The 22352-nt window shown below is 70.7% G+C and carries 13 protein-coding genes; 3 read left to right on the forward strand and 10 right to left on the reverse strand.

Going from position 1 to position 22352, the window contains the following annotated elements:
- Nucleotides 1-3: 3 nt before the first annotated feature.
- From D7X99_RS11155 to D7X99_RS44445, 3 genes are read left to right on the forward strand one after another with little or no spacing between them, the layout of a single operon-like run.
- The gene (locus tag D7X99_RS11155; protein WP_121777755.1) at nt 4-528 is read left to right on the forward strand and encodes a hypothetical protein; all 525 of its coding nucleotides are present in this window, start codon (nt 4-6) and stop codon (nt 526-528) included.
- A gap of 15 nt (nt 529-543) precedes the next feature.
- On the forward strand, nt 544-1314 hold the full coding sequence (locus D7X99_RS11160; protein WP_147476121.1) for a hypothetical protein: 771 nt from the start codon (nt 544-546) through the stop codon (nt 1312-1314).
- Nucleotides 1314-2828: an SUMF1/EgtB/PvdO family nonheme iron enzyme gene (locus tag D7X99_RS44445; RefSeq protein ID WP_199756335.1), complete on the forward strand. Its 1515-nt coding sequence runs from the start codon at nt 1314-1316 to the stop codon at nt 2826-2828. The genes D7X99_RS11160 and D7X99_RS44445 overlap by 1 nt, the downstream gene beginning before the upstream one ends.
- A 210-nt stretch (nt 2829-3038) precedes the next feature.
- Here the strand turns inward: D7X99_RS44445 and D7X99_RS11170 are convergent, their stop codons facing one another.
- The 10 genes from D7X99_RS11170 to D7X99_RS11215 form a co-directional block, all read right to left on the reverse strand.
- Complete coding sequence (locus D7X99_RS11170; protein ID WP_147476122.1) at nt 3039-3260, reverse strand: hypothetical protein; 222 nt, start codon at nt 3258-3260, stop codon at nt 3039-3041.
- Nucleotides 3257-3988: a hypothetical protein gene (locus D7X99_RS11175; protein WP_147476123.1), complete on the reverse strand. Its 732-nt coding sequence runs from the start codon at nt 3986-3988 to the stop codon at nt 3257-3259. The genes D7X99_RS11170 and D7X99_RS11175 overlap by 4 nt, the downstream gene beginning before the upstream one ends.
- Nucleotides 3989-5192: 1204 nt before the next feature.
- On the reverse strand, nt 5193-7355 hold the full coding sequence (locus D7X99_RS11180; protein ID WP_121777759.1) for a hypothetical protein: 2163 nt from the start codon (nt 7353-7355) through the stop codon (nt 5193-5195).
- On the reverse strand, nt 7352-8962 hold the full coding sequence (locus D7X99_RS11185) for a hypothetical protein (RefSeq protein ID WP_121777760.1): 1611 nt from the start codon (nt 8960-8962) through the stop codon (nt 7352-7354). The genes D7X99_RS11180 and D7X99_RS11185 overlap by 4 nt, the downstream gene beginning before the upstream one ends.
- Nucleotides 8931-9125 (reverse strand): hypothetical protein, encoded by a 195-nt coding sequence (locus D7X99_RS11190; protein ID WP_120594156.1) that lies wholly within the window; start codon nt 9123-9125, stop codon nt 8931-8933. Before D7X99_RS11190 ends, D7X99_RS11185 begins: the two co-directional genes overlap by 32 nt.
- 4 nt (nt 9126-9129) lie before the next feature.
- Entirely contained in the window at nt 9130-10317 is a 1188-nt protein-coding gene (locus D7X99_RS11195; RefSeq protein WP_121777761.1) for a phage baseplate assembly protein V, read from the reverse strand.
- A complete protein-coding gene (locus D7X99_RS11200; RefSeq protein ID WP_120565664.1) occupies nt 10314-10523 on the reverse strand; it encodes a hypothetical protein in 210 nt (69 codons plus the stop codon). The genes D7X99_RS11195 and D7X99_RS11200 overlap by 4 nt, the downstream gene beginning before the upstream one ends.
- On the reverse strand, nt 10523-10864 hold the full coding sequence (locus tag D7X99_RS11205) for a hypothetical protein (protein ID WP_121777762.1): 342 nt from the start codon (nt 10862-10864) through the stop codon (nt 10523-10525). The genes D7X99_RS11200 and D7X99_RS11205 overlap by 1 nt, the downstream gene beginning before the upstream one ends.
- A 31-nt stretch (nt 10865-10895) precedes the next feature.
- Complete coding sequence (locus D7X99_RS11210; protein ID WP_121777763.1) at nt 10896-18503, reverse strand: right-handed parallel beta-helix repeat-containing protein; 7608 nt, start codon at nt 18501-18503, stop codon at nt 10896-10898.
- A complete protein-coding gene (locus D7X99_RS11215; protein ID WP_121777764.1) occupies nt 18500-22270 on the reverse strand; it encodes a phage tail protein in 3771 nt (1256 codons plus the stop codon). The genes D7X99_RS11210 and D7X99_RS11215 overlap by 4 nt, the downstream gene beginning before the upstream one ends.
- Between the last annotated feature and the right edge of the window lie 82 nt (nt 22271-22352).

Genomic DNA, 22352 nt, shown 5'->3' on the forward strand with positions numbered 1-22352 from the left:
GACATGCGCGTCGCTCCTTCCACCTCCGTCACCTGCTTCGTGTGCGGCTCCACGTTCACCGTCCACAACCGGGTGGACCTGGCCGGAGGCCGACGGACCGTCCTCCAGGAACCGTCGGCCTGTCCCTTCTGTGATGCGCCCCTGCGGAGCATCCCCAAGCTGGACGTGGGCGTGGCCAAGAGCCTCTTGCTCACCGAGGCCGGCGCGCCGGAGGAGAAGAAGACATACGGAACGGTAGAGCGGTTCCTGGAGCGCTTCACCCGCACGGAGGCGGAGGTGGACACGCTGCTGACGTTGGCGCGCGAACTGGACCTGGAGTCCTGGGAGTCGGGCAACCTGGCGCGGCTCCAGCGGAGCAAGGATGCGGGGCTGAAGACGGAGACGAAGTTCGTCTCGAAGCTTCGCAAGGAGGCGGAGGACGGTGGCCTCTTCGAGCGATTGCAGCGCGCCGCGACGACCGTCAAAGATGCGCACCGCGCCCTGTGGAAGCACCACATGGCCCTCTTCCAGCAACGGCAGCAGCCGTGAACGAGGCGGAGTGACATGGCTGGAATCCCCGTGAACGTTCCAGGCACCTGGGCCGGGCTCTTCTCCGCCGAGTGGGGAGAGGACACCCACGCGCGCGAGCTCATGAAGCGCTTCTCGCCCATCGCGCTGACGAAGGCGAACACGCCCGTTCAATACCTGCGGACGCTGGCGGATGTGCTCGCGTCGCTCATCGTGTTGACGGGAGCCGAGGAGGCCCGCGCGGCGGCCACGCCCCTGGTGCCACTGTGTGCGGCTGGAATCGAGCAGGCCGGGGGGCTCTTCGATTCAGTGGATCCGCCGCGAGTCGCCCTCCAGGTGCTGTCCTTCGTGAACGCGGCGGAGGCGTGCGGGGCCGCGCAGGGGCTGGTGCAGGCGTCGCCCGCGAAGGCGTGGCTGGAGGCCCTGGCGAAGAAGGTGAAGAAGCTGGATGACGTGTTGCTCTATCGCTGCGGGCTGGTGGCGCTCTGTCTGGGGGAGCCGGACCTGGCGGCGAAGCTGGTGGGAGGTGGGAAGCTTCCGGAGACGCTCACGCCCGGGGAGCGGTTCGGCTTCAACGTCCAGGGCTTCGTGCGCTACCTGGCGACGGCGATGAAGGTCGGGGCACCGTCTGAAGCGGTGCGGCCCGCGTGGGAGTCCTTCGTGGAGGGCTTTCCGAAAAAGAAGGCCGCGGATCAGGTCTCGTGGAGTGACCTGCTTTGGGCGGCTCGCGCGTACTTCGTGGGCGTGGAGGGGCGGCCGGTGGCGCGGGTGGGTGAGTCGCTGCATGCGCTCGTGAAACCGGACTGATGCGCTCCCCTGCCCTCGTTGCTCGGCCTGAGGTTTCGTTCGAGGTGATGGACCGGGTGCTGTCCGCGCTGGGCTGGTTCCTCCAGTCCGAAAGCCAGACGCCTCCGCTCATCCCAGGGGAGCCGGAGTTCGCGGTGTACGTGAAGCGCGGGACGGACACGACGCTCCATTGCACGTTCAACCCGGTGCTCCGGTTGCGGGTGCTCGAGTTCTCCGGAGGCAACGCCGTGGGGGAATGGGTGGCCGTGCGCAAGGCGGTGCCGGTGATGGAGGCCCCGGCGCTCGCGGCGCTGCTGGCGTCGTCGGAGACACGGGAGGTGCTGCTGGGGTTGATGGCCACGGAGACGCTGCGGGAGCGCTCGTCGATGGAGCGCGTGGCGGCGCTTCGCTTCCATCCGGAGTTCAGCGTGTCTCGGACAGCGGAGCGCGTGCTGGCGTCGCTGGTGCCGGACGGGACGGAAGAGGCGTTCGCGCGGTTGAAGGCGGAGAAGGAGGCGCATCCGGATCGCTCCGTGCTGTTCGCGCACCTGCCGGGGGAGGAGCAGCGGCGGCAGGTGTTGCGCTGGCTCATCCATGATCAGGCGGCGTCGAATCCGGACGTCGACGCGGTGCTGCGCTCCGCACTGGTGGACGCGGACGCGGAGGTGCGGGTGACGGCGGTGATGGCGGCGGCCCGGCTCCAGGCGAGGGAGGTGCTGCCGGCGCTGCGCGAGGCTCGGATGCCTACGTCGACGCGGGAGGGCGCGGACCCGAGGGACCGGCAGTTCTATTCAAACCTGCGGGACCTGGTGGCCCATGTACTCGCGGGCCGGCCGCTGCCTCCGGAGGGTTCGCCGAAGCGTGAGCGGATGGCGCCGCTGCTGCGCGCGCTGTCGGGTCCCGCGGAAGTTCGGGACGACCCCACGCTGCTGTTGCATGCGCTCACGACACCGGTGGATCCGGGGCCGCGTCCGGTGGGACTGCCCGAAGCGGTGGTGGAACGGGAAGGCACGTACCGGCTGCGCCGCTCTGGGTTGGAGGCGCGCTGGGTGCCTCCGGTAGAGCATTGGCTGGGGACAGGGCCGACGCTGCGGCGGGTGACGTCACCGGGGTTCTTCGTCGCTCGGGTGCCCGTGAGCCGGGCCGCGGCGGCCTGGGCGATGGCGGCTTCACAGGGGCCGGTGGGGACTGCGGGGCCGGACGCGGAGGAACCGCTGCCGTGCACTCTCGTGGAGGCAGAGAAGCTGTACTCGGCGCTGTCACGCATTGAAGGCGTGGAGCTGCGGCTGCCTTCCGGTGAGGAATGGGAGATGGCGGCCCGTGGGCCTGATGGACGGCTGTTCCCGTGGGGCAATTCGATGCGGGACGACGGGGCTGCTCGGGCTTCGCCCTGGGGCGTGGAGAAGCTCGTGGCTTCGCTTCCGCAGTGGGCGCGGGCGGGACTGCTGTGCGGGGGACGGGAACAGCCGCTGTGCGCTTCGCGCCGCGAGGTGTTGGCAGGGGTGGGCGCCGTGCGGTGGGTGCTGGCCCCCTGAGGCTGACTGGCAGTTCGAGGACGCAGGGGCTGCCGCTCACGAATCTGGGGCCCCTGGGATGTCGGGGGAGTTTCAGGCTGGCGGCCACCTCCGGGGACGAAGCGCCTCGAACCTGTCCGATTGTCGGACAAGTTTCCCGAGGCCGCAGCCCCAAGGCCCTCTCCCCTCGGAACCACCAGCCAGTGTCCTCGTCCGCCGAGTCGGGGCGGGCTACTTCTTCGGCATCCGGATATTGGGGTTCGCCGTGACTCGGGGGGTGCTCTTCGCCTTGAAGCTGCCACCGGCCGCGGCCTTCATCGTGGGCCCCTTGGCCGCGGTTCCCAGTTGGGCCCTGGCTGTGTCCGTCTTGGGCTGCTGCGATGGCGCGATGGCCTTGTTCATGGCGGGCTTGCGGTCGGGTGTCTTCCGCGTCTGGGACGTCATTGTCTTCATGGGTTGCCTCCGGGAATGCGTCCGGCGGGGATGCCTTCCAGCTTGAGCGACACACCGGGCTGCGCTGGGACTTCCAGATTCACCAGGCCCCCCGCGCCGGTGAGGTGCACGTCCGGGCCAATCTCCAGACGACAGCCCACGGCCGGGCGTCCCGCGTGGTCCTGGACCAGCAGCCTGCGCCGGTCGTCGCTCACCACCACCGACGGGCGCCTCAATGCGACCTGCGCCTGCGCGATGAGCACGCAGCGCCGACCCTTCACGCTCGCTCGGACCTGGGCCCGAATCCGGGCGACTCCGGGTGTCTTGTCTTCGGGAGGTCTCGCGAGGAGCGTGGCACTGTCCGAGGGTGGACCTGGGAGGACCGCGCCTTCCCAGACCGCTTCGAACCCTTCGTCCAGTCCCACCGCCGCGAGCGACAACGGCACGCGGATGGGCTCCGCGCCCAGCCAGAGTTCGTCCGGCGCGACGATGGCCACTTCGGGATCCAGTTGGATGTCCGCGAGCCAGGACCAGCGCTCGGTGAGCAGGTCCGCGAGCCAGCCGGCTTCTTCTGGCGACATGCGTGTCAGAGCCTGATCCACGTGCGCAGGGTCCGCCAGTCGTTGGAGCGCCGCTGCGCCGTCCTTGAACCGGGCGTTCTCCAACAGGCCGTCGAGCTGGCCCGGAAGCTGTTTCGCGAGGGAGCGCAGCAGATGGCCCAATCGCTGTCTTGGAGGAAATGCGTTCATCCTCGCCTCCTCCACAGCGAGCGGCCGGTCATCCGGCGCCGCAGTCGCTGTTCTGCTTGCTGGAGCACTTCGGCGTCCCTCGCCGTGAGGCGGCGGCCGTTCACGAAGAAGGCCCGTGCGTTGGTTTCTGGTTCGTATTCCGGTGCTTCTTCCCACACGGGTTCTTCATCCGGTGCTTCGGGGCGTGGCGGTGCTGAGACTCGCGGCGGAGGCAGCAACGTCTTCACTTCGATGTGCACCGGGCCTGGTGCTGTGTGCCTCGTGGCCCGTGATGGGGGGAGGATGGATTCGCCCTGTTCCTCCGATTGGGAAGGTCGCGGAGTCCGTGATTCAGGTCGGTCGTGACGACGTGGCCCGAGTTCCTCCTGGAACGGTGGGGCCTTCCGTGTGTCCGGTGCCGGCGGTCGGTCCAGGGCTCGTGGTATCCGTCTCCTCCGTGGAGGTACCCGTGCGGACGTCTCCCCTTGCTCCACTGGGGGAGCGGGTGGTGACGCTTGTGTGGTGGCGCGCGCGACGCGATGGCGGCGTGTTGAGGACTCCGGGACCCGTGCGCTGATCCGTGGGCGTTCGGCGTTCTTCTCCATGGCGGGTCTCGGCACCCGGCTCCTTCGCGGACTTGGAGCCTTCACGCGTGTTTCGACGGCGAGAGGGACCTCTGAGGCCGTCTGGCTTTCAGGTTTGGGCCGGTCGCCTCGTTGTGAAGGGACATCCGTGCCCTCGGTGCGAGGACGAAGTGGTCGTGGCTCCGCGACCTCCGTCTGGAGTTCTGGGGCGTTGGGGACAACGGGGAGCGCGAGCGTCGGAGGCAGTTTCCCGTCTGGACTCCGGGTCACGGGTTCGACCGGTGGCCGTGGTTCCTGGAGCTGCGCCGACGTGCCGCCAGGTCGGGGAACGCGACGGCGGATGGGTGGGATGGGTTCCGTTGCGGCTGGGACTTCGACCCGCTCAGGACTCTTGAACACGGGTGGCATCACGTTGTCAGGCTCCGTGAATCCCATGGACCTGGGGCCTGTCGAGGGCGCGGCGGTCTTCACCGCGCGGCCTGGCTCCCCTTCCCGCCTCCGCGCACCCGGCGTTGGCAGGGACGGTGGCAGCGGCGGATCCACCTTGAAGTCTCCGCGCTCTCCTCGCTCCAGGGGATGGAGCACCCGGTCCAGTTCCGTCAGCAGCGCGGCCACCACGAAGAGGTCGTCTCTGGCTTCGCTCATGTCGGAACTCCCAGCCAGGACTTGAGGACCGTGGTCGCGGCCCTCAGCTCCGGATCCCGCAACACCGTCTTCGTCACACCGCCATCCTGCACCGTGATGTTCGCCGTGCCTGAATCCAGCTCGATGGGGAGCATGACTCCCGTGGCGAGGCTCGGGCCTCCGAAGCCCTTGAAGTCGCGTCGTAGCGTCACGTCGCGGACCAGCGCCTTGGGCATCTGCAAATCGCGCAGCGTGATGACCACGACCTCTTCGTCGTCCTCGCAGCACAGCGGCGTGGGCGTCGTTGCCACCTCGTCGTCCGCTCGGGCCGCCGCGCCTGTGCGCACGTCCACCGTGTCCACGGTGGCTACGCCCTGCCACCACGTTCCTTCGTCGTCCGCTCCGCGCACGAGCAACAGCTCCCCCGGCCTTGCGACCTGCACCGGTTTGCTCGAGCCAGATGTGCTCGTCAGCGGGATGCCATCCAGGAACAGCCGCGTCGCTCCGACCTCCACCGGCGGCAGCAACTTGAACGTCTGGCCTGGATACGGCGCGGCCACCGATGACGGCACCAGACCCAGCGCGCCACCGCCCTGCCCCAGGATCAGGTTCAGCTTCGCGCCCAGTGCGATGATCTCCTGCACCACCCCGTCCACCTGCGGTCCCGCCGCCGCGTGCCCATCCAGCAACTCCTGCGTGGAGATGGACACCGCGCTTCCACCCACGGGCGACCCGATCCTCACCATTCCGGCGACTCCAGGCAGCTTCGCATCCGTCGCGATGGACACATTCAGCGGCGCGATGAGCAGCCGCTTCTCGGCCCCTTTCACCTCCCAGCCCAGCACCAGCGCCAGCGTGGGCCGGTCCCCTCCCACGTTCGCCACGTGCCCCGCCTGCACCTGCCCCAGGTCCACCGTGGGCGTCACAGACAACGCCGTCGCCTGCGTGAGCGTGTCCTTCACCAGGGCCACCGGTCCCACCAGCGGGATTCCCGTGGACTGTCCCGCGAGCACCCGCGTCAGGCTGTCGCAGAATGGCTTCAGCACGAGCTTCAGCAGCGGTGCCAGCGCGGCCCGGTTGCGCACGTCGAACCATCGCTGACGGAACACCCAGTGGAAGCGCAGCGACCATTCCAACGTCCGGAGCATCCGCAGCGACCCGTCCGGATACGCCAGCCGCGACGCCACCGCTTCGTCCATTCCCTTCCCCGCCTCGATGTCCAACGTCATCAGCTCGTTGGACAGCTGTCCGGGGATGCCGGGTGAATCCGCCCTCCGCAGCGTGGTCTTCAACGACGCCAGCCCCGACACGGACGCAATCACGGTGCGTGGCGGCTGGAGCGCCGTGGCCACCGCGCCGTAGTCCGTCGCCGACGCCTGAAGTGAATCCGCCGCGCGTTGGAGCGCATCCGTCAACTCCAGGGCCGCGCCCTGATTCTCCAGCGTGGCCTTCGCCTGGAGCAGCACGTTCCGGTCCGCCAGGCACTCGCTCTGGCGCGTCGCGGCGCCTGACGCCACGGGGTCGAACGCGCTGGACGCGGACGAGACGGACAGCCCATTCAGCACGCTGCTCAGGGACACCGTCTCCGATGTCGTCTTCAACTCCGCCCGCCTCGTGGTGCGCAGGCCCGTCCAGGTCCCCAGCTCCGCGACGCCGCTCTCCGCCGCATCCTTCCGCTGGTCCGTGGTGAAGAGCCCCGCGTCGATGGCGTCGTCCACGGTGCCGCTCACCGACAGGGGCCCGAAGTCATACGTGGGCACTCGCACCGCCACCTCGCCGCCGTGCTTCTCGTCGCGGAACGCGAACAGCGTCACCGTGCCCGCGAGCAACGCCGCACCCGTGAGCTTCCCGTCTCCATCCGCTCCGATGGTGCCCACCGCGAACTCCAGCTCCTCCACGCCCGGCAGCCGGCTCTCACTCCCCACGAGCGAACCGACGGACACATTCGGCAGCCCTTCGCCCCGGGGCGCGGAGGCCAGCGCTGGCGCGAGCGCGATGCCCACCGCGCGACGACGGGCCCGCTCGATGACGTTGAACACGGGCAGGAGCGCGCACACCGTCTGGACGTGCGGCGCGTCCTGATCCGCCACGCCGTCCATGCGGTCCAGGAACGCCTCCAGCTGCTTCCAGGCCGCCTGCCAGCCATCCAGCTCCGCGCTCAGGCGTGTCACCGCGCTCACGGGCCAGTTCCCTTCTTTGGCGTGCCGGGTGGCGGCGTGGACGCGTCAGCCGCGGGGGGCTGCGGACCCGGCGGACGTTCGGACGCGCCCGGACCTCCGAAGCCGATCGCCAGCGAACGCCCTCCCCGGCGCTGGGCGTGCTTCGTGGACGCAATGCCCTCCAGGATCTCCTTCTGTTCCTCCACGTGCTCCTTCGACTGGTCCAGCACCTCCACCAGCGCGGAGCGGCTCCGCTCGGCGGCGGCCTTCAGTTCATCTGGCGTGCGCCCCATCGCCTTCACGAACCTCTGGGGCGCCTTCTCCACCGCGTTCACGAACTTGTCCGCCTGCTTCTGGGCCGTCGTCTTCAGATTGCCCCAGGCGTCCTTCACCTCGTCCGTGTTCGCCTCCAGCACCTGCGCCGCCTCGCTCTCCAGCAGGGCCTTCTTCACGTCCTGGAGCGTGAGGTCTCCCGACGCCAGCTCCATCGCGGACGACAGGCCCAGCAGCTCCCAGAGCATCGCGGCCTTCGCCAGGTTGGGCCCCGCCGCCAGCAGGCAGATGCCTCCCACGTAGCCTCCGGGGGGCCGGCTCGTCGCCGTGAGGAAGGCCTGCTTCAGCCCCGCCACTCCGCCCGTCGTCGACACCGGCAGCGCGTACATGCCCGCGGACTTCAGCGCGTTCAGCAGGTCGATGATGGCCTGCACCGCCTGCGCCAGCTTCATCAACACCTGCACCTTGTCCTGCATCGCGGCGGCGAGACTCCGGAGAAGCGTCGCCAGGTTGTCCACCGACAGGAGCAGCGCCCTCAGCGCCTCCGGGAGGATGAGCAGCTTCTCCAGGTCCGGGAACAGGTCGCGCATGCGCGCGGACTTCCAGTCCGGATTCACTGACCTTCCGCGCGCCCGGCTGCGGCGAGGATCCAACGCGCCCTTGGGGTACTTCTCGAACGCCTTCTTGAACGCGCTGATGTTGAGCAGCTTGCCCAGCAGGTACAGCGCCTGCCGGAGCGCATCCAGCGACGGTGCCGCCATCACGATGAACACCGCCTGCACCGGCGCGCCGTCCGTCACCGTCGGGCGTGAGTCATCCCCTGGATCATCGAAGGACGCGACGAACCGCCCCGCCCAGCGCGCGAAGCCGTCCGGCGTCACCGGCGGGCGCTCCAGCGCGAAGCCCGCCTTGAAGTCCTTGGGGATGTTCGGGATGAAGCCGGTCTCCGCCAGGTTCGTCTCCGTGGGCCCGATGCCCGGCGCGTCCGCGTAGAGGTACGCGCCCGCGTTGAGCAGGTCGTTGATGATGTCCTTGAGCAGCTCGTAGGCCGCGAGGATGAGCGCCCGGAACGGATCCGGCAGCCCCAGGAGGATGGCCGCCAGCGCCTGGAGCAGCGCCTGCACGAACTGGAGCACCGCGATGATGATCTGCAGCGGCGGCTTGACGATGCCCACCAACTGCTCCAGCCCCGGCGGCACGCCGATCAGCAGCGGCCGCCACGCGGGCCCACTCCCGGCGTCCGTGCCGGTGGCGTCCGTGCCTTCCGCATCCTCCAATGCCTTCGCCAGGTCCTCGCAGCAGGCCTCCAGCGCGCCGTGGAGTTCAGCGATAGCGGCGTCGTTGAACTCGGCCACGCGCGTCCTCCCGGGTGCGTTGTTCCAGCTCCATCAGCTTCTCCAGCCGCTCGGCGTCCTGGGCCACGCCCACCGCCGCCGCCTGGAGCAGCAGGGCCTTCACCTCCTCCAGCCGCTCACGCAGCACCGAGGCTTCCAGTGGCTTCCAGTCGGGAGCCTTCATCGCGTCACCCCACCGGCATGCGCTTGACGAAGCCGAAGTAGGACCAGTCCAGCATCGGCGTCATCGCCGCCCAGACATCCAGCAGTGGCCCGTACGCGGCCACCGTCATCGGGTTCACCGCCTTGAGGATCTGCGCCAGCATCGTGAAGTGGATGGCCAGCCCGTCCCCCAACACCATGGGCGAGATGGCGGTGATTCCTCCCATCTGGCACACGCCCAGCATCGTGTTGATGGACACGTTGCCCGCCAGCGCGTCGATGGAGACAGCGTTGAGCGACGGGCCCGGCATGTCCGGCATCGCCGCGGCCACCTTCACCGCCTTGCCCGCGGCGAGGTTCACGTTGCCGCCGGACGTGACGCCGTAGCCTCCCACCGCTGTCTCCTGCGACGCGCCGGAGACGATGCGCGTGTGGCTGCCCTGGATGCGGTCCTCGCGCGGACCGCCCACGATCTCCTTCACGCCGCTGCCACCCACCGTGCGCGAGTAGCCCGCAACGTCCACCTTCTCCGTCAGCGACCCCGTCACGTGCAGCGACACGTCCCCGCCCACGTCGCGGGTGTGACTGCCGTCCACCGTCTCGTCCTGCTTGCCCGCGACCTCCAGGTGGTCGTCGCCGTCCACCTCCGCGGAGCGGTTGCCCTCGTTCACCGTGCGCTCGTTGCTGATGAGCCGGTCCAGGCCTTCCGCGGACAGGATGACGCGGTTGCCCTGCCGGTCGTGGATCTCCACACGCGCGGTCTCCGGCCGGTCGTCCAGGACGATGTAGTGGCCCGTGGCGGACTTGAGCATCCGCACGCCCGGCACCGCGGACTGGGGCGGGTAGTCGTGCTTGGGAATCTCGCTGACGTCCGGAGCCACTCGCGCGGTGGAGTCTGGCTGGCCCAGGTCCGCGAGCGCGGGCTGCCCCCACCACATGCCGCTCCAGATGGGCTGGGACAGGTCTCCGCCCTCGAACTCCACCCAGACGCCCGCGCCCACGTCCGGCACCACGAAGAGGCCCTGATCCGGTCCCGCGTACGGCGTGCACGGCATGGCCCAGCCCGTGGCCACATCCCCCATCAGGCGCGGCACCACGCACTGGATGCGCCCCAGGTTGAGCGGGTCCGAGACGTTCGTCACATAGCCCCGGTACTTGCCGAAGTAGCGGCTCTCCGTGCGTTCGATGAGCTGCTGCAGCAGTTGTTCGATCATCGCGCGCTCCCCAGGTCGTCGTCCTCGTCGTACTGGCGCACGCCGGAGACGTCCGACAGGTTGATGTAGACGGGTGTGGCGCCATCCGGCCCGGTGAGGTGGACGACGTCGTCGATGAGCTCCACCACCAGGCCCACGTACACCTGGCCCAACGTGGTGAAGAGGTAGCAGCGCTGCCCCATGCTGGCTTCGAGCAGCTTGCGCATCACTCCTCCAGCTTCTGCACCAGCCGAGTGGCCAGCTTCACGCGCGTGTCCACCCAGATGCCCACGTCGCGCTGGCGCTCGGAGGCGAGCCTGCGGCGCGCGGCGCGCACCAGGTCCTGGAGCGTCACGGGCACCGTGGGCACCGGCGGCAGGCGGGAGATGCGCACGTCCAGCGCCCTGAGCACCGCGGTGTCCAGGTCCAGCTTCGCGCGCGTGCCGGCCAGGTTCTCCAGCGTCGCGGCCTTCGCGTCGGGCGCGTCCGGCGTGGCGGAGAGGGAGACTTCGGGCAGCGCGGTGCGCTGGAGGGCGACACGGCCACTGAGGGCGAAGGGGTCGGGCATGGGGGTGTCCTCGCGAAAGGGACTTCCAGCGCTACGGGTTGAGCTCCACCACGGCGTCGGCTTCCTGGACGTGCACACCGGAGGTGGTCGCGTTGCCGACGGCCGCCACGCGCGAGCCGCCCAGGATGATGACGGAGTGGGCATACGGATCCGGCAGCGGCTCCGGTGGGAGAGGCCGGATGCCCGCGTCCTGCACCGGTATGGGGCCGGTGGTGCCGCCCGTGTAGAACGAGTCCGCCAGCACCTCGTGCAGCACGGAGACATTGAGGATGCTCTCCTTCACGGTGGACGCCGCCGAGTCGATGCCGAGCACGCTCTTGTCCACCAACTGGAGGGCCTTCTTCGGGTCGCCGTCCGCCGCGGTCAGCACGGAGCGCACCTGGCCCTGCACGTCCTCGGGCTTGTCCGCGTGCATCGCGACGCGGTCCACCAGGTCCCGCAGCGCGCTCGTGGGCGAGTCGTCCTTCGTCACCGCGATTCCGTAGAGCGTCCGGGCCGCCATGCTCACGTCCATGGTCGCGGGCAGCTTCGAGCGGACGTCCTGCATCGTCGCGTTGTCCAGCACGCCCTTGGCGGGGACCTCCGCCCGGGCCTGGGGAGGGAGGGGCGTGGGTTGGAAGACGAGCTCCGCGAGCAGCGTGGAGAAGGCATCGCTTGCCACGTCGCGGCGGCGCTGGAGGCCGCCCAGGAGCAGCTCCTGGTCCAGGGGCACGCCCAGGGTGGAGCCTCCGCCCACGGGAATCTGGAGCGTCAGCCTGTCCGAGGGCATCAGCCACTGGGGACGCACCACCGGCGGGGGCGGCGTCACCGTCTCCGCTCCCAGCACCACGTTGCCGGTGAAGGTCACCGGCGCTTTCTCCACGCGCAGGACGACGACGTTCACCGCGTCCAGGCACTGGCACCGGTTGCCGCTGAAGACGGTGGAGTCCGCGCGGCGCAAGTACACCGCGCCCACGCCGCCCTCGCTGCGCAGCTCGTTGCCGGACACGGCCGCGGAGATGACCGCGCCGCCGTTGCCCAGCAGGAGCAGCGCAGGGCCTCGCGCGGTGATGTCGTTGCCTTCCACCTGCACGCCCCGTTTCTCCTTCACCACTGGTTTCGGGAGGATGGGGATGGGCTTGACGAGGAAGTCCACCAGCGCGGGCTGCACCAGCGCCGTCGTCGCCGTGAGATAGCGCGAGGCCGCCGCGCTGGCGCTCAGGGTGGGTGCGAAGTCCGCGGCCGTCACCGCGAGCGCGCGGTTGAGCACCGGCCCCGTGGCGAACTTCTGCTTCAACGAACCCAGCTGCACCAGGTCCTCCACGCGGGGCACCGACGCGAGCGTGGCGATGGAGGACGGCGATGAATTGCCGGGGACCGTGCGGCCATCCGTGCTCGGCTTGGGCACCGGGTCCGTGGCGAGGAAGGGCACGCGCGACAACTTCGTCACCAGGTCCGGAGGCAGCGTGTCGGTGACGACGAGGACGCCCGCGCCTCCGCCACCACCGCCCGCGTGGCGCACGGTGTTGCCGCGCACCACCGTCTCGCCTCGCCAGTCGATGGCCACCTCGTGGAGCACCGCCTGCGGCAGCGTGTTGCCGCTCTCCAGGAAGACGTTGCCCTTTACCACCAGCTCGCCGGAGCCCACGAAGGAGGCCACCGCCTGGCCCATGCCGGGCTCGCCCGCGGTGGGCAGGCCCGCGCACGCGAAGAGGTGGTTGTCGGAGACCACCGTCACGGACAGGTCCGGCCGCAGCCGCAGGCCCGACACCGCGCAGCCCTCCAGCCGATTGCCATCCACGTCCAGCAGTGAGCCTGGATCCGTGGGCGCCTCCGTCAGCAGGTGCCCCGCCGCGCCCAGGGCGGTGATGCCGGTGACGGTGTCGCGCACGGTGTTGTCCGCCAGCCGCACGCGGCCCTGCACGCCGGACACGAAGAGGCCGTCCGCTGGCAACGGGAAGGTGTCGAAGACGGGATCCACCAGGTCGCCGGGGTCCGGGGCCTCGCCGCGCGCCAGCTGCTCCAGCGACTTGCGCAGCATGTCCAGGATGCCGTCCAGCTCCTGCATGCCGGTGACGACGGCGACGAGCGACGCGGAGACCTTGTCGGAGCGCTGACGCAGGTACTCCTGGAGCCGCGCGACTCGTGATGCGTCGTCCTCGGCGGGGTCCAGGGCCTGCTCCACGGCGCGCAGCAGGACCGCGGCGGCGTCCAGCTCGGCCGTCACCGCGCTGGATTTGGCGACGGCCTCCGCGGCGGTGGTCGCGGGCTCGTCCACCAGCAGGTGCAGGGCCTGGCGCGCGGGCACACCGCCGTTGCCGCTGGTGAGCGCGGTGATGGCGTCGCTCACTCGCTGGAGCGCCAGCGTGCGGAGCCTCCCCTGGATGCCCGCGATGTCCAGCACGCGGTCGTACTGGGAGAGGTAGAGCTGCAACGAGCCGCTGAGCACCGGCCCCGGCGCCATGCCGCGCACCGCCAGCACCAGCGCGCCCAGGGCGGAGACCCAGCGCTCCAGCGGCTCCGCCTTCACCGGCACGGGCGGTAGGGGCATGGGCAGCACCTCCAGTGTCTGCACACGGATGCGGTCCAGGAGGCTCCGGGCGATGGCCACCTGCTCCATGCGCTTCTGCGGCTGGGCAATGGCGTCGAGCACCGCCTGGTGCGCCTGCAACGAGAGCGCGGACAGCTCCGCGTCGCCGCTCACCAGCTCGCCCAGTTGGCCCACCGCGGTGCCGAAGGAGCGCAGCTGCTTCTCCACCGTGTCGTCGGACTCAGAGACGAGGCCCGCCGCCTGCCGGTCCAGGTTCGTGGCGTACAGGCCGATGGTGGCGGTGAGCCCCTGTGCCGCGACGCGCGCGCCGTCCTCCGGCGTGACGTCCGACGAGGGCAGCACGCCGGTGGTGAAGTCCAGCACCTGCTTGAGGGTGGCGCGCATGCGGTCCACCACCGGCTGCATCTGGCCCCCGGTGCGCTCCACGTCGCGGTAGTCCGCCTCCACTTGCGAGGCCAGCGCGGGGTGGAGCTGCTGGAGCTGATCCGTCAGGGCATCCTTGGACAGGCGCAGCTGCACGAGCACGTCCGTATTGGCCTTCGCGCCCCGCGTGCCCGGCTGGAGCGGCAGCTGTTGCAGCGCGGCCTGGGCGAAGGTCCCGATGATGGTCTTCTTGGGTCCCACGGCCTGGCCGATGACGGGCTGCCGCGCGCGCTGCGCCTGCGCCTCGCGCAGCTGGGCCACCTGGCTCAACGCCCCCGCCAGCGTGACGATCGCGGTCAGGTCACCCGGCCCGCCCTGCACCCGGGCCAGGGCCTTGAGGAGGATCTCCTTCGTGTCGGAGGGCAGGCCCTGCACCAGCGAGTCGAAGGCGCCCTTGATGCGGTCCGCCGTCGTCGCGACGGCGTCCTTGCCGGACACGGTGGCCAGATCGAACTGCGCCACCATGTCCCACGCCTCCTGGGACACGGGGTCCGGCGCGGTGAAGCTGGAGGCGCGGCTCAGCGACGAGCGCACCGCGTGCGCGGTCTGGGTGTGGTCGTTGAAGCTCTGGGCGGCGCGCAGATCCGCGACGTCGTTCTCCAGCGCGGAGAGAATGGAGTCGGGCACGGTCCCCAGGTCCTCCAGCTCCACCAACAGGGTGTCGAGCGGGCCATACAGGCCCCGGCCAAGCTTCTGGCGTCCGTCCACGTTCGCGCCCGTGTACTGCAACACGATGGCGTACAGGCCCACCACGGCGGAGTGCACGTCCGCGCGCTCCGGGCGAACGGTGGCGCTCGTGACACTGAGTTGCTGGAGGACCACGGTGATGGGCGGCAGCTTCACCGGCCCCGTCACGGGCGGCGGCTGCGTTGTTGTCACCGGCGCGTGCACGCCGTCCACCTCGTTGCCCTCCACGGTGATGCTGGAGCCGGACACCACCGCGATGCCCGCCGCGCGCACCTCCGCGTCCGGGAGTCCAGGCGCGCCGTAGGCCTCCGTGCGCCCCACCTGGAGCAGCCGGTTGCCGCGCACCTGCGCCTCGTCCACGCCCGCGAGCACCACCGCGCCCCGGAGTGTCAACCGCTCCAGCCAGCGCAGCGCAGCGTCCAGGGGAGCGCGCACGCGGGTCGTGGCGTTGGCGAGCAGCGCCTCCACGAGCGGCCGGGGACGGGACTTCGCGTCCGCGCTCAGCACGGCCTCCAGGCCCGGGTCCAGGCGGGACAGCGCCAGCGTGTTGTCCTCCTGCGACGGAACGTCCGCGAGCGCCACCTGTTCGAAGCGGTTGTCCTCCACGCGCAGGCGTCCCACCGCGCCGCCCGTGCCCCAGGTGCGCACGGCCGAGTCCCCCAGCGCGCGCACCACGTTGCCCCGGATGCGCACGTCGAACACCGGCTGTGGACCGCCCAGCAGGATGCCGAAGCCCGGCGTGGACTCGCCGTCGCCTTCGATGCGGTTGTCCACCACCTCCACGTCCGAGGCGGGGCGGCCGTTGGACGCGCCGTCATCCAGGCCGTCGCCCACGACGATGCCGGCCACCACGCCCAGCACGGACGCGGCGGGCACGGCAGGGAGGGAGATCCATGATTCGCGCACTCGCAGTGCCCGGCCCGCCAGTTGGATGCCCACCTGGAACAGGCCGTCCGACACGGCGTTGCGGATCTCGTTGCCCACGACGTCCACGCCGTCGCCCGCGACCTGGATGCCCACGGCCGCGGAGCCCAGAATCTGGTTCTCCGCCACCACCACGCGGTCCACCGGCCCCGCGAGTCCCCCTTCCGCCAGGTCCTGCACCAGGATGCCCACCTGGAAGCCCTGGATGCGGTTGCCGCGCACCTCCACGCCCGCCAGGCGCCCATCCGCCACGTGGATGCCCGTGGTCGCGTCCCCCAGCGGCTGGAGCCGGTTGTTGGTGATGGCCAGCGCGTCCACGAAGAGGCCCGCGCGCGGGAAGGACGCGAGGAAGCGCTCCGCGAGATACGGGGCATACGGCGCCACCGCGATGCCTGTCGCCGCGCCGACGCGGTTCTCGTCGATGACGATGCGAGCGCAGGTGCCCGTCACCAGCACGCCGGTCGCCTCGGAGCCGGCCTGGTTCGCCTGGATGAGGCAGCGGCGCAGCGTCACGCCGCTGGAGTCCGCCAGCGTCACCACGCCGTGAGGCAGCGCCGCCAGCGCGTCGAGCAGCGGCTTCGCCTCCGGCACGTCCTCCAGTGGCTGGCCTGGATGCTGGCGTTGCAGCTTGCGCAGCTGCACCAGGGTGGCCACCACGGAGCCCGCCGCGCGGCCCTGGCCCGGGACGATGGCCTTGATGCGGTCGACGACCACGTCCACGAAGTCGGCTTCTGCGGACGGGTGCTTCACGTCGTCCTCCTCCAGCACCCGGTCGTCGTCCACCTCCACCAGCGGCACGAAGCGCTGGCCGTTCGACATGGCCACGCTCGTCTTCACCGCCTTCACCACGGGCTGGAGGCCTCCGCCAATCACCACGTCCTCGAAGGGGGCCTCCACCAGCTTGAGGTCCTCGATGCGCACGTCGCCATCCAGGCCGCAGCGGTCCACGAAGAAGGCGCCGCCGGAGCCCTGGGTGCGCAGCTCGGTGGCCTCTCCGTCGCCCAGGAGGTGCACGGAGGACAGGTTGCGCAGCAGCACCGGGTGCTCCAGCTTGTAGCGGCCGGCTCGCACGAAGATGGAGCCGCCCTGCCCTCCCATCCGGTCCACCGCCGCCTGGAGCGCCTCGTCGCCGGTGATGCCTTCGAGCAGGTCCTGGTCGACGTCGCCGAAGCTGCGCACGCCGTCGCCCACCACCACCGTGAAGACGCCCGGGCCGATGACGCGTTCGGAGAGCTCCACCAACCTGTCTCGCACCTGGGCGAGCGGAAGGTAGCGCGGCCGCAGGTCCTCGAAGATTCGCGTCTCGCCGCCGGTCACTCGCGCCAGGGGCACGCAGTGGTGCACCGGACCGTGCACGGGCGCGTCCGTGAGCTGCTCCACTTCGCCCCGGGCCGCGCCGTCCGCCGCGCGCACTCGCACGGAGAAGGACCAGTATTCGGTCGCGCGTCCTTCCATGTTGTCGAACGCCAGCGTGATGCCGTCGTCGAAGCGGTAGCGCGTGTTGGGCACCAGCAGGTCGCCGCCGTCCCACCGGCGCACCACCGCGCCTTGCTCCGGGTCGAAGGCCCGGCCCAGTGTGCCTCCCACGGGGAGCGGCACGGGGTCCGTGGTGAGCACGGCGCTCGCGTCCGCCAGCTCCAGCTTGCCCGTGTCCGCCTGGACGCCTCGCAGCCGCCGCAGCACTGGCAGCGACGGGCCTTCCGGCTGGAGCCGGGTGACCCGGTCTTCGATGACGACGACGTCGCCCGCGCGCAGCTTCGCGGCGCTCGCGGGGGAGACCTGGAGCGTCATCGCATCCGCCGCTGCGGGCGCGGTCAGCGGGAGCACCGTGGAGCCGTTGTCTCGCGACCACAGCACCACCGGCTGCGCGCCGCCCCGGAAGAACTCCACGCGGAAGTGGAGGTTGTCGGAGCCCGTGTAGCCCTCTCCCGTGGAGGCGTTCTCCGTGGACAGGCAGCGGTCTCGGCAGGGATCCAGCGGCTCGGGTGGGAAGCGGTCTGGCAGCGCGCCCTTCGGGATGTTGGTGGTGAGGCGTGCGTCGCTGGTGGGCGTGGGCAGGACCTCCGCATCGGTGTCAGCCAGTCCCTGGAGCGCGCGCACCTGGGTGACGAGCCGCAGGCGCACGGTGGTGTCCTGTCCGTCCAGCGCGGGCTCCTCCAGGAACGCGTCGTCGTACTGGGTGGTGGTCTGCTCCCAGCAGTCGAGGAAGAAGAAGTGGTGCCGCGAGCCGTCCGTGGGCAGCTCCGCCAGCGGATCCGCCTCCGGTAGATCCGGCTGCACGGAGTAGCGCAGATCCTGCTCCAGGAAGATGCGCACGCCGTCGAGCAGCATGCGGCCCGCGCCCGGCAGCGTCCCGTCACCACCTCTTATAATGATATCGGCCCCCAGCGCCGCGTCCTCCACTCGCAGCGCGGCCACCCAGGTGCGGGCCACGGGCGGCAGGCCCAGCACGCCCCAGGAGCTCAGCTTCGTCGGGTCCACGCTCGCGAACGCGGCGACGGGGAAGCGCACGTCGTTCCAGCCCGTGGGCCGCTGCCCCAGACCGGCGGAGAGGACCGCTTCGTTCCCGTCCGTGTCCGCGACGACCACGCGCAGGTCGATGAACTCATCGTCGGTGAGCGGTCGTTCGAAGCGCAGGCCGATGACGAGCGCGGAGGCGGTGAAGGTGGTGTCGTCCGAGCGCGGCACGGCCGTGACGTCCAACGGCGCGGGCAGCGTGCGGCGCAGCGCGATGTGGCCCCGGCTGCGCACCACGAACGGGAGCGTCTCCGTGTCGTAGCGGTCCAGGCGCAGCTCGCGCGGGATGATGCGCTCGTCGTCCGCGGGCAGTCCCTGCCCCGTCCAGCCGAGCACATTGCGGATGGGATCCACCAGGTACGTGTCGACGATTCGGAAGCCGTCGTCGGGCGAGCCCTCGGCGACGTCGGCGGAGCGGCGGCGCGAGTCCACGGTGCGCAGCCGCACCTCCTCGTTCCAGTCGGCGTCGAGGCTCATGCGCCCCATCTGCTGATAGACGCCGGAGAATCGCCGGGCTTCGTCGAAGCGGGACCTGGAGGTGTACGCTTTCACGGTCATGATCGGCTCATCCGAACGAGGTCGTCCTGGCTGCGGTCGGCGTGGAAGGGCGTGATGCCAATGGGCATGCTGTCGTCGGTGCGCGCGGAGAGTTCGCGCTCATGGTCGGAGCGCTCGTCGTGGGCACCGGGGACTCCGCCGCGCTCGGAGGCGTGGAGCGCTTCGGGGCCGTTGTTGTCGCCCAGGACGAGGTAGCCCGGGTCCGTCTGGCGGTTCGACTGGAAGGACACGGTGTGCACCCGCGACTGGTGCGACACCGGAGGCTGGCCGCCGCGTGCGAGGAGGCTGTAGCGCAGCCAGCCCAGGTCCGGCCGGTCCGTGCGCACCTCGCCCGCGAACGCGCAGGAGGAAGCCTCCAGCACGCCCGCTTCCGTGGCCCCGAGCACCGTGCAGTGCCGCAGTCGCACGGTCGCGCCCGCCGCTCGGATGGCGACGGCGTCGCGGTCTCCGGCGTCGAAGGTGCAGCCCGCGGCGATGAGGTGCACCCAGGGCGGCAGTTCGATGATGCCCACCATGCATCCGTAGAGGCGTAGCTCCACGTCCGCGGGAGGCAGCGAACGCCGCGCGCTGATGTCCTGGTGCCCACCGCCCGGCATCCACAGGCCCACCTGTCCGGGCGCGCCCAGGTTGCACCAGCGCAGGTCCGCCTGCCCCAGAGCGAGCACCAGCTCCAGCCGTCCCGCGAGCCATAGGCCCGCGAGCCACACGCGCGTGGCCGCACTGCCTCCGAAGCCCGGGTAGAACGCCAACGAGAGGCCGTGCTCGTCCGCGCCGATGCAGGGCGTAGCACCCGTGTCCGCGGCGAAGAGGGACAGCCCGTTGTCCAGGCCCTGTGACAGGCGCTCCGGAGCCAGCCGCGGCGAACCAATGAGGCCCAGCACCGGAGATGTTCCGGACGGACTTCCTTCCGCGACGTTCACGATGTCCTGCGGTGACTGGCCTCCAGTCGCCAGCACCGAGGACGTGCCGGTTGCGACGATGGGGCGCGCCTGTCCTCCAGTCGCCAGCACTGGAGGCTCTCCGGCTTGGAGTCCATCCGCGACGGTGGCGACAATGGGCCGCTCCTGGCCTCCGGCCGCCAGCACTCCGCCCGCTCGCTCCGGAGAGATCCATGCGGTGACAGGAAGGCCGGTGCCGGAACGGTCGCCAGGACGGTCCGGCGGATCAATGAACGGGAAGTCCGGCTCCGCCCACGCGGTGGGCGGACGGCGGTTCGGCGGAAGCAGCCCCGCTCCCAATGAGGCGCCCCGCCCTACCCGCGCGGAGATAGTGACGCGGCCCACGGGCGCGTCGTCCTGGAGCACGACGCGGCCCAGGCGTGGATCCACCGCGACGATGCCGGTGGCGATGCTCGGAGCGAGCGTCGTCCACGGGCCCAGGCTTCGCTGGCGCAGTTGGAACGGGTGGCGACTCAGCCGTCCGGGCACCGAATAGCGCCGCGCACCGCCGGCCACGGAAGCATCCCGCGAGTGGTACGCACCACCGGGCCGGGAATCGAGCGGGAGCGGCTGGCCCTCGCGAGGTTCGATGAACGCGGCGCCGTCGTTGGCGACGTTGAAACGCAGGAGTTCATCCGGGAGCAGAGCCAACTCTGGCAGGAAGGCCAGGTAGCCGCGACCGCCCAATGAGAAGACGACCTCCGACGCGGGCAGCGGCGCCGGATCCGTGAGGAGCACGCGCCCATCGACGTACAGCGCTTCGCCCGGAACCGGCGGGTTCGTGCCCGAGGCCTCCAGCGGTCCGGCGACCCAGGCATCCTCGCCTGCCTTCAGCGTCATCCATTGAGGGCGCGTCGTGTCCGCCCAGACGAGCGCCTCCACTCCGTCGGCGGTGGTGGTTGCCACGAGCGTACCGGGCAGGTTCGCGGTGATGGGCAGTGGAGCCAGGGGGCGCCAGACGGGGCTCGCGGAGGCCGGGTCACACAGCATCACCGGCACGGCCAGTTCTCCCGTCACGGCCTCGCCGCCCAGGAGCATCAGTCCTTGCGCCGTGCTCAGCAGCGTCGCGGCCTTGCGCTCCTGGCGGTTGCGCACCGCATGGGGCCGCCACGGTCCGCCCGTGACCGGCAGCGACCAGAGGTCTCCAGTAGGCGCACCGCCCAGGTCACCGCCGAAGACGAAGAGCCGGCCGCCGCGCACGCACAGGCTGGGAGCCAGTCGCGCCGAGGGCTGCCGAGGGCTCGCGGTGTCCAACCGCGTCCCCGTCGGAGTCACGGTGTCCAGGCCCGTCACCGACCACACGCCCAGCTTCCCCGTGCCGTCCGGTGCCACCAGCAACAGTGAGTCACCAGCGATGGCCAGGGACATGCCTGGACCGTCTGGAGGCAACGCGCCGATGAGCTCCGCCACCTGCCAGGGCGCGCCGTCAGCGCTCGCGTCGAAGCGGGCAAGGCGCAGGCTGCCGTCCGCGAGGTGTTGCTCGATGCGCGCGACCCACGGCGCACCGGCCAGGTCCACGCGGATGGCGTTGCTGCGAGGAGGCCCCTGGCGCAGACCCACGGTGAGGGTGCGCCACGTGCCGTCCGCGTCGCGCAGTCGCGGCTCACCGCTCACCCGTTCAACGAGCAACGCCGCCGTTTTGCCGCCCAGGAGCTGGTTCGCTTCCGGCGTAACGGTGACGGCGTTCAGTGCGTCCGACACCAGTTCAGTGGACAGGAGCACCGTGTCCGAGTTCTCACGCGCGGCCAGCAGCGTCAGTCGCCAGGTGTCTCCAGGCGAAGGCCTGCCCCTGTCCGCGAAGCGCAGCGTGGGGGCGGGCCCCAAGGGCGCGGTGGGCAGGGGGCCACGCAGAAGCGGCAGGGCTTCCGGACCCACCAGCGGAATGCCGTCGACGGAGACGGTGATGGCATCCGCGCGTTCAGCGACGGCGGCGTCCTCGGCCAGCGAGGTAGGGGTGAGCAGCATCGCCGCCGTGCGTCCCGTGACGAGCGACGGAGGCGCGGGCTCATGGCGAGCGGAGAGGCCTCCAGTGAGGTCCGCGCGCTCCAGGGGTTTGAGCCACACCAGGGGGCCATCGCGGTCCAGTGGATCCACGCGAAAGCCCCGGTAGCCGTTGGGCAGCGTGAGCACGGTGGCCGGGGTGACTTCCTCCAACTCCACGGGCGTCAGGCGCGCGGTGCGGATGAGGGCAACATCCGGACGTGCCCAGCCCAGCAGGTCCAGCGTGCGCGGCGTCGCGGCGACACGGCCCGCATCCGCGCTCCCCAGCCGGCGCAAGGCCTGGTCCAGCGTCTCCCCGGGAGCGATGCCAATGAAGGGGCCACGCTCCGGGACACCATCGCGGGGACGCTCGATGCCAGGCGAGCGGCGGGTGAGCGGATCCGCGAGGCCGATCGGATCCCACATCACCGCGCTGCGGCCGCGCCAGGGCAGCAGGTCGTTGAGGTCCTGGGTCTCCAGCAACGAACGGAAGGACTCATCCACCTCCACGTCCCAGAGGCTGGTGACGGAGAGCACCTCCTCCAGCGACGCGAGCGTGCCCTTCCGTCTTCGCCACGCCACCGCGCGAGCCACCACTCCGCGCTGCACGCGAGGGTCATCGGTGATCAGCCGTGCGCCCATCAACTCCGCGAGCAACGGCAGCGCCTGCGGACCCGCACGCTCCACGAAGTGATCATCCCAGAGCTGATCCACCGCGCGCGCGAACGCATCCAGCTCCATGCCCAGCACGGCGAGCAGCTTGAGGAGCGGCTGATCCGCGAGCGTGGAGTCCCGCGCCGTGTAGAGACCCGGGAGGAGCTGGAGCAGCCGCTGAGAAGGAGGGCTCATGAGGCCTGCCCCTCCACGACTGGGAGCGTCGCGGCCACGCCGTAACGCGCCGCACCAAGCGCCCGAACATCAATGCCGTGAA

Source organism: Corallococcus sp. AB032C, from assembly GCF_003668935.1.
In the GTDB taxonomy this organism is placed as follows: Bacteria; Myxococcota; Myxococcia; order Myxococcales; family Myxococcaceae; genus Corallococcus; species Corallococcus exiguus.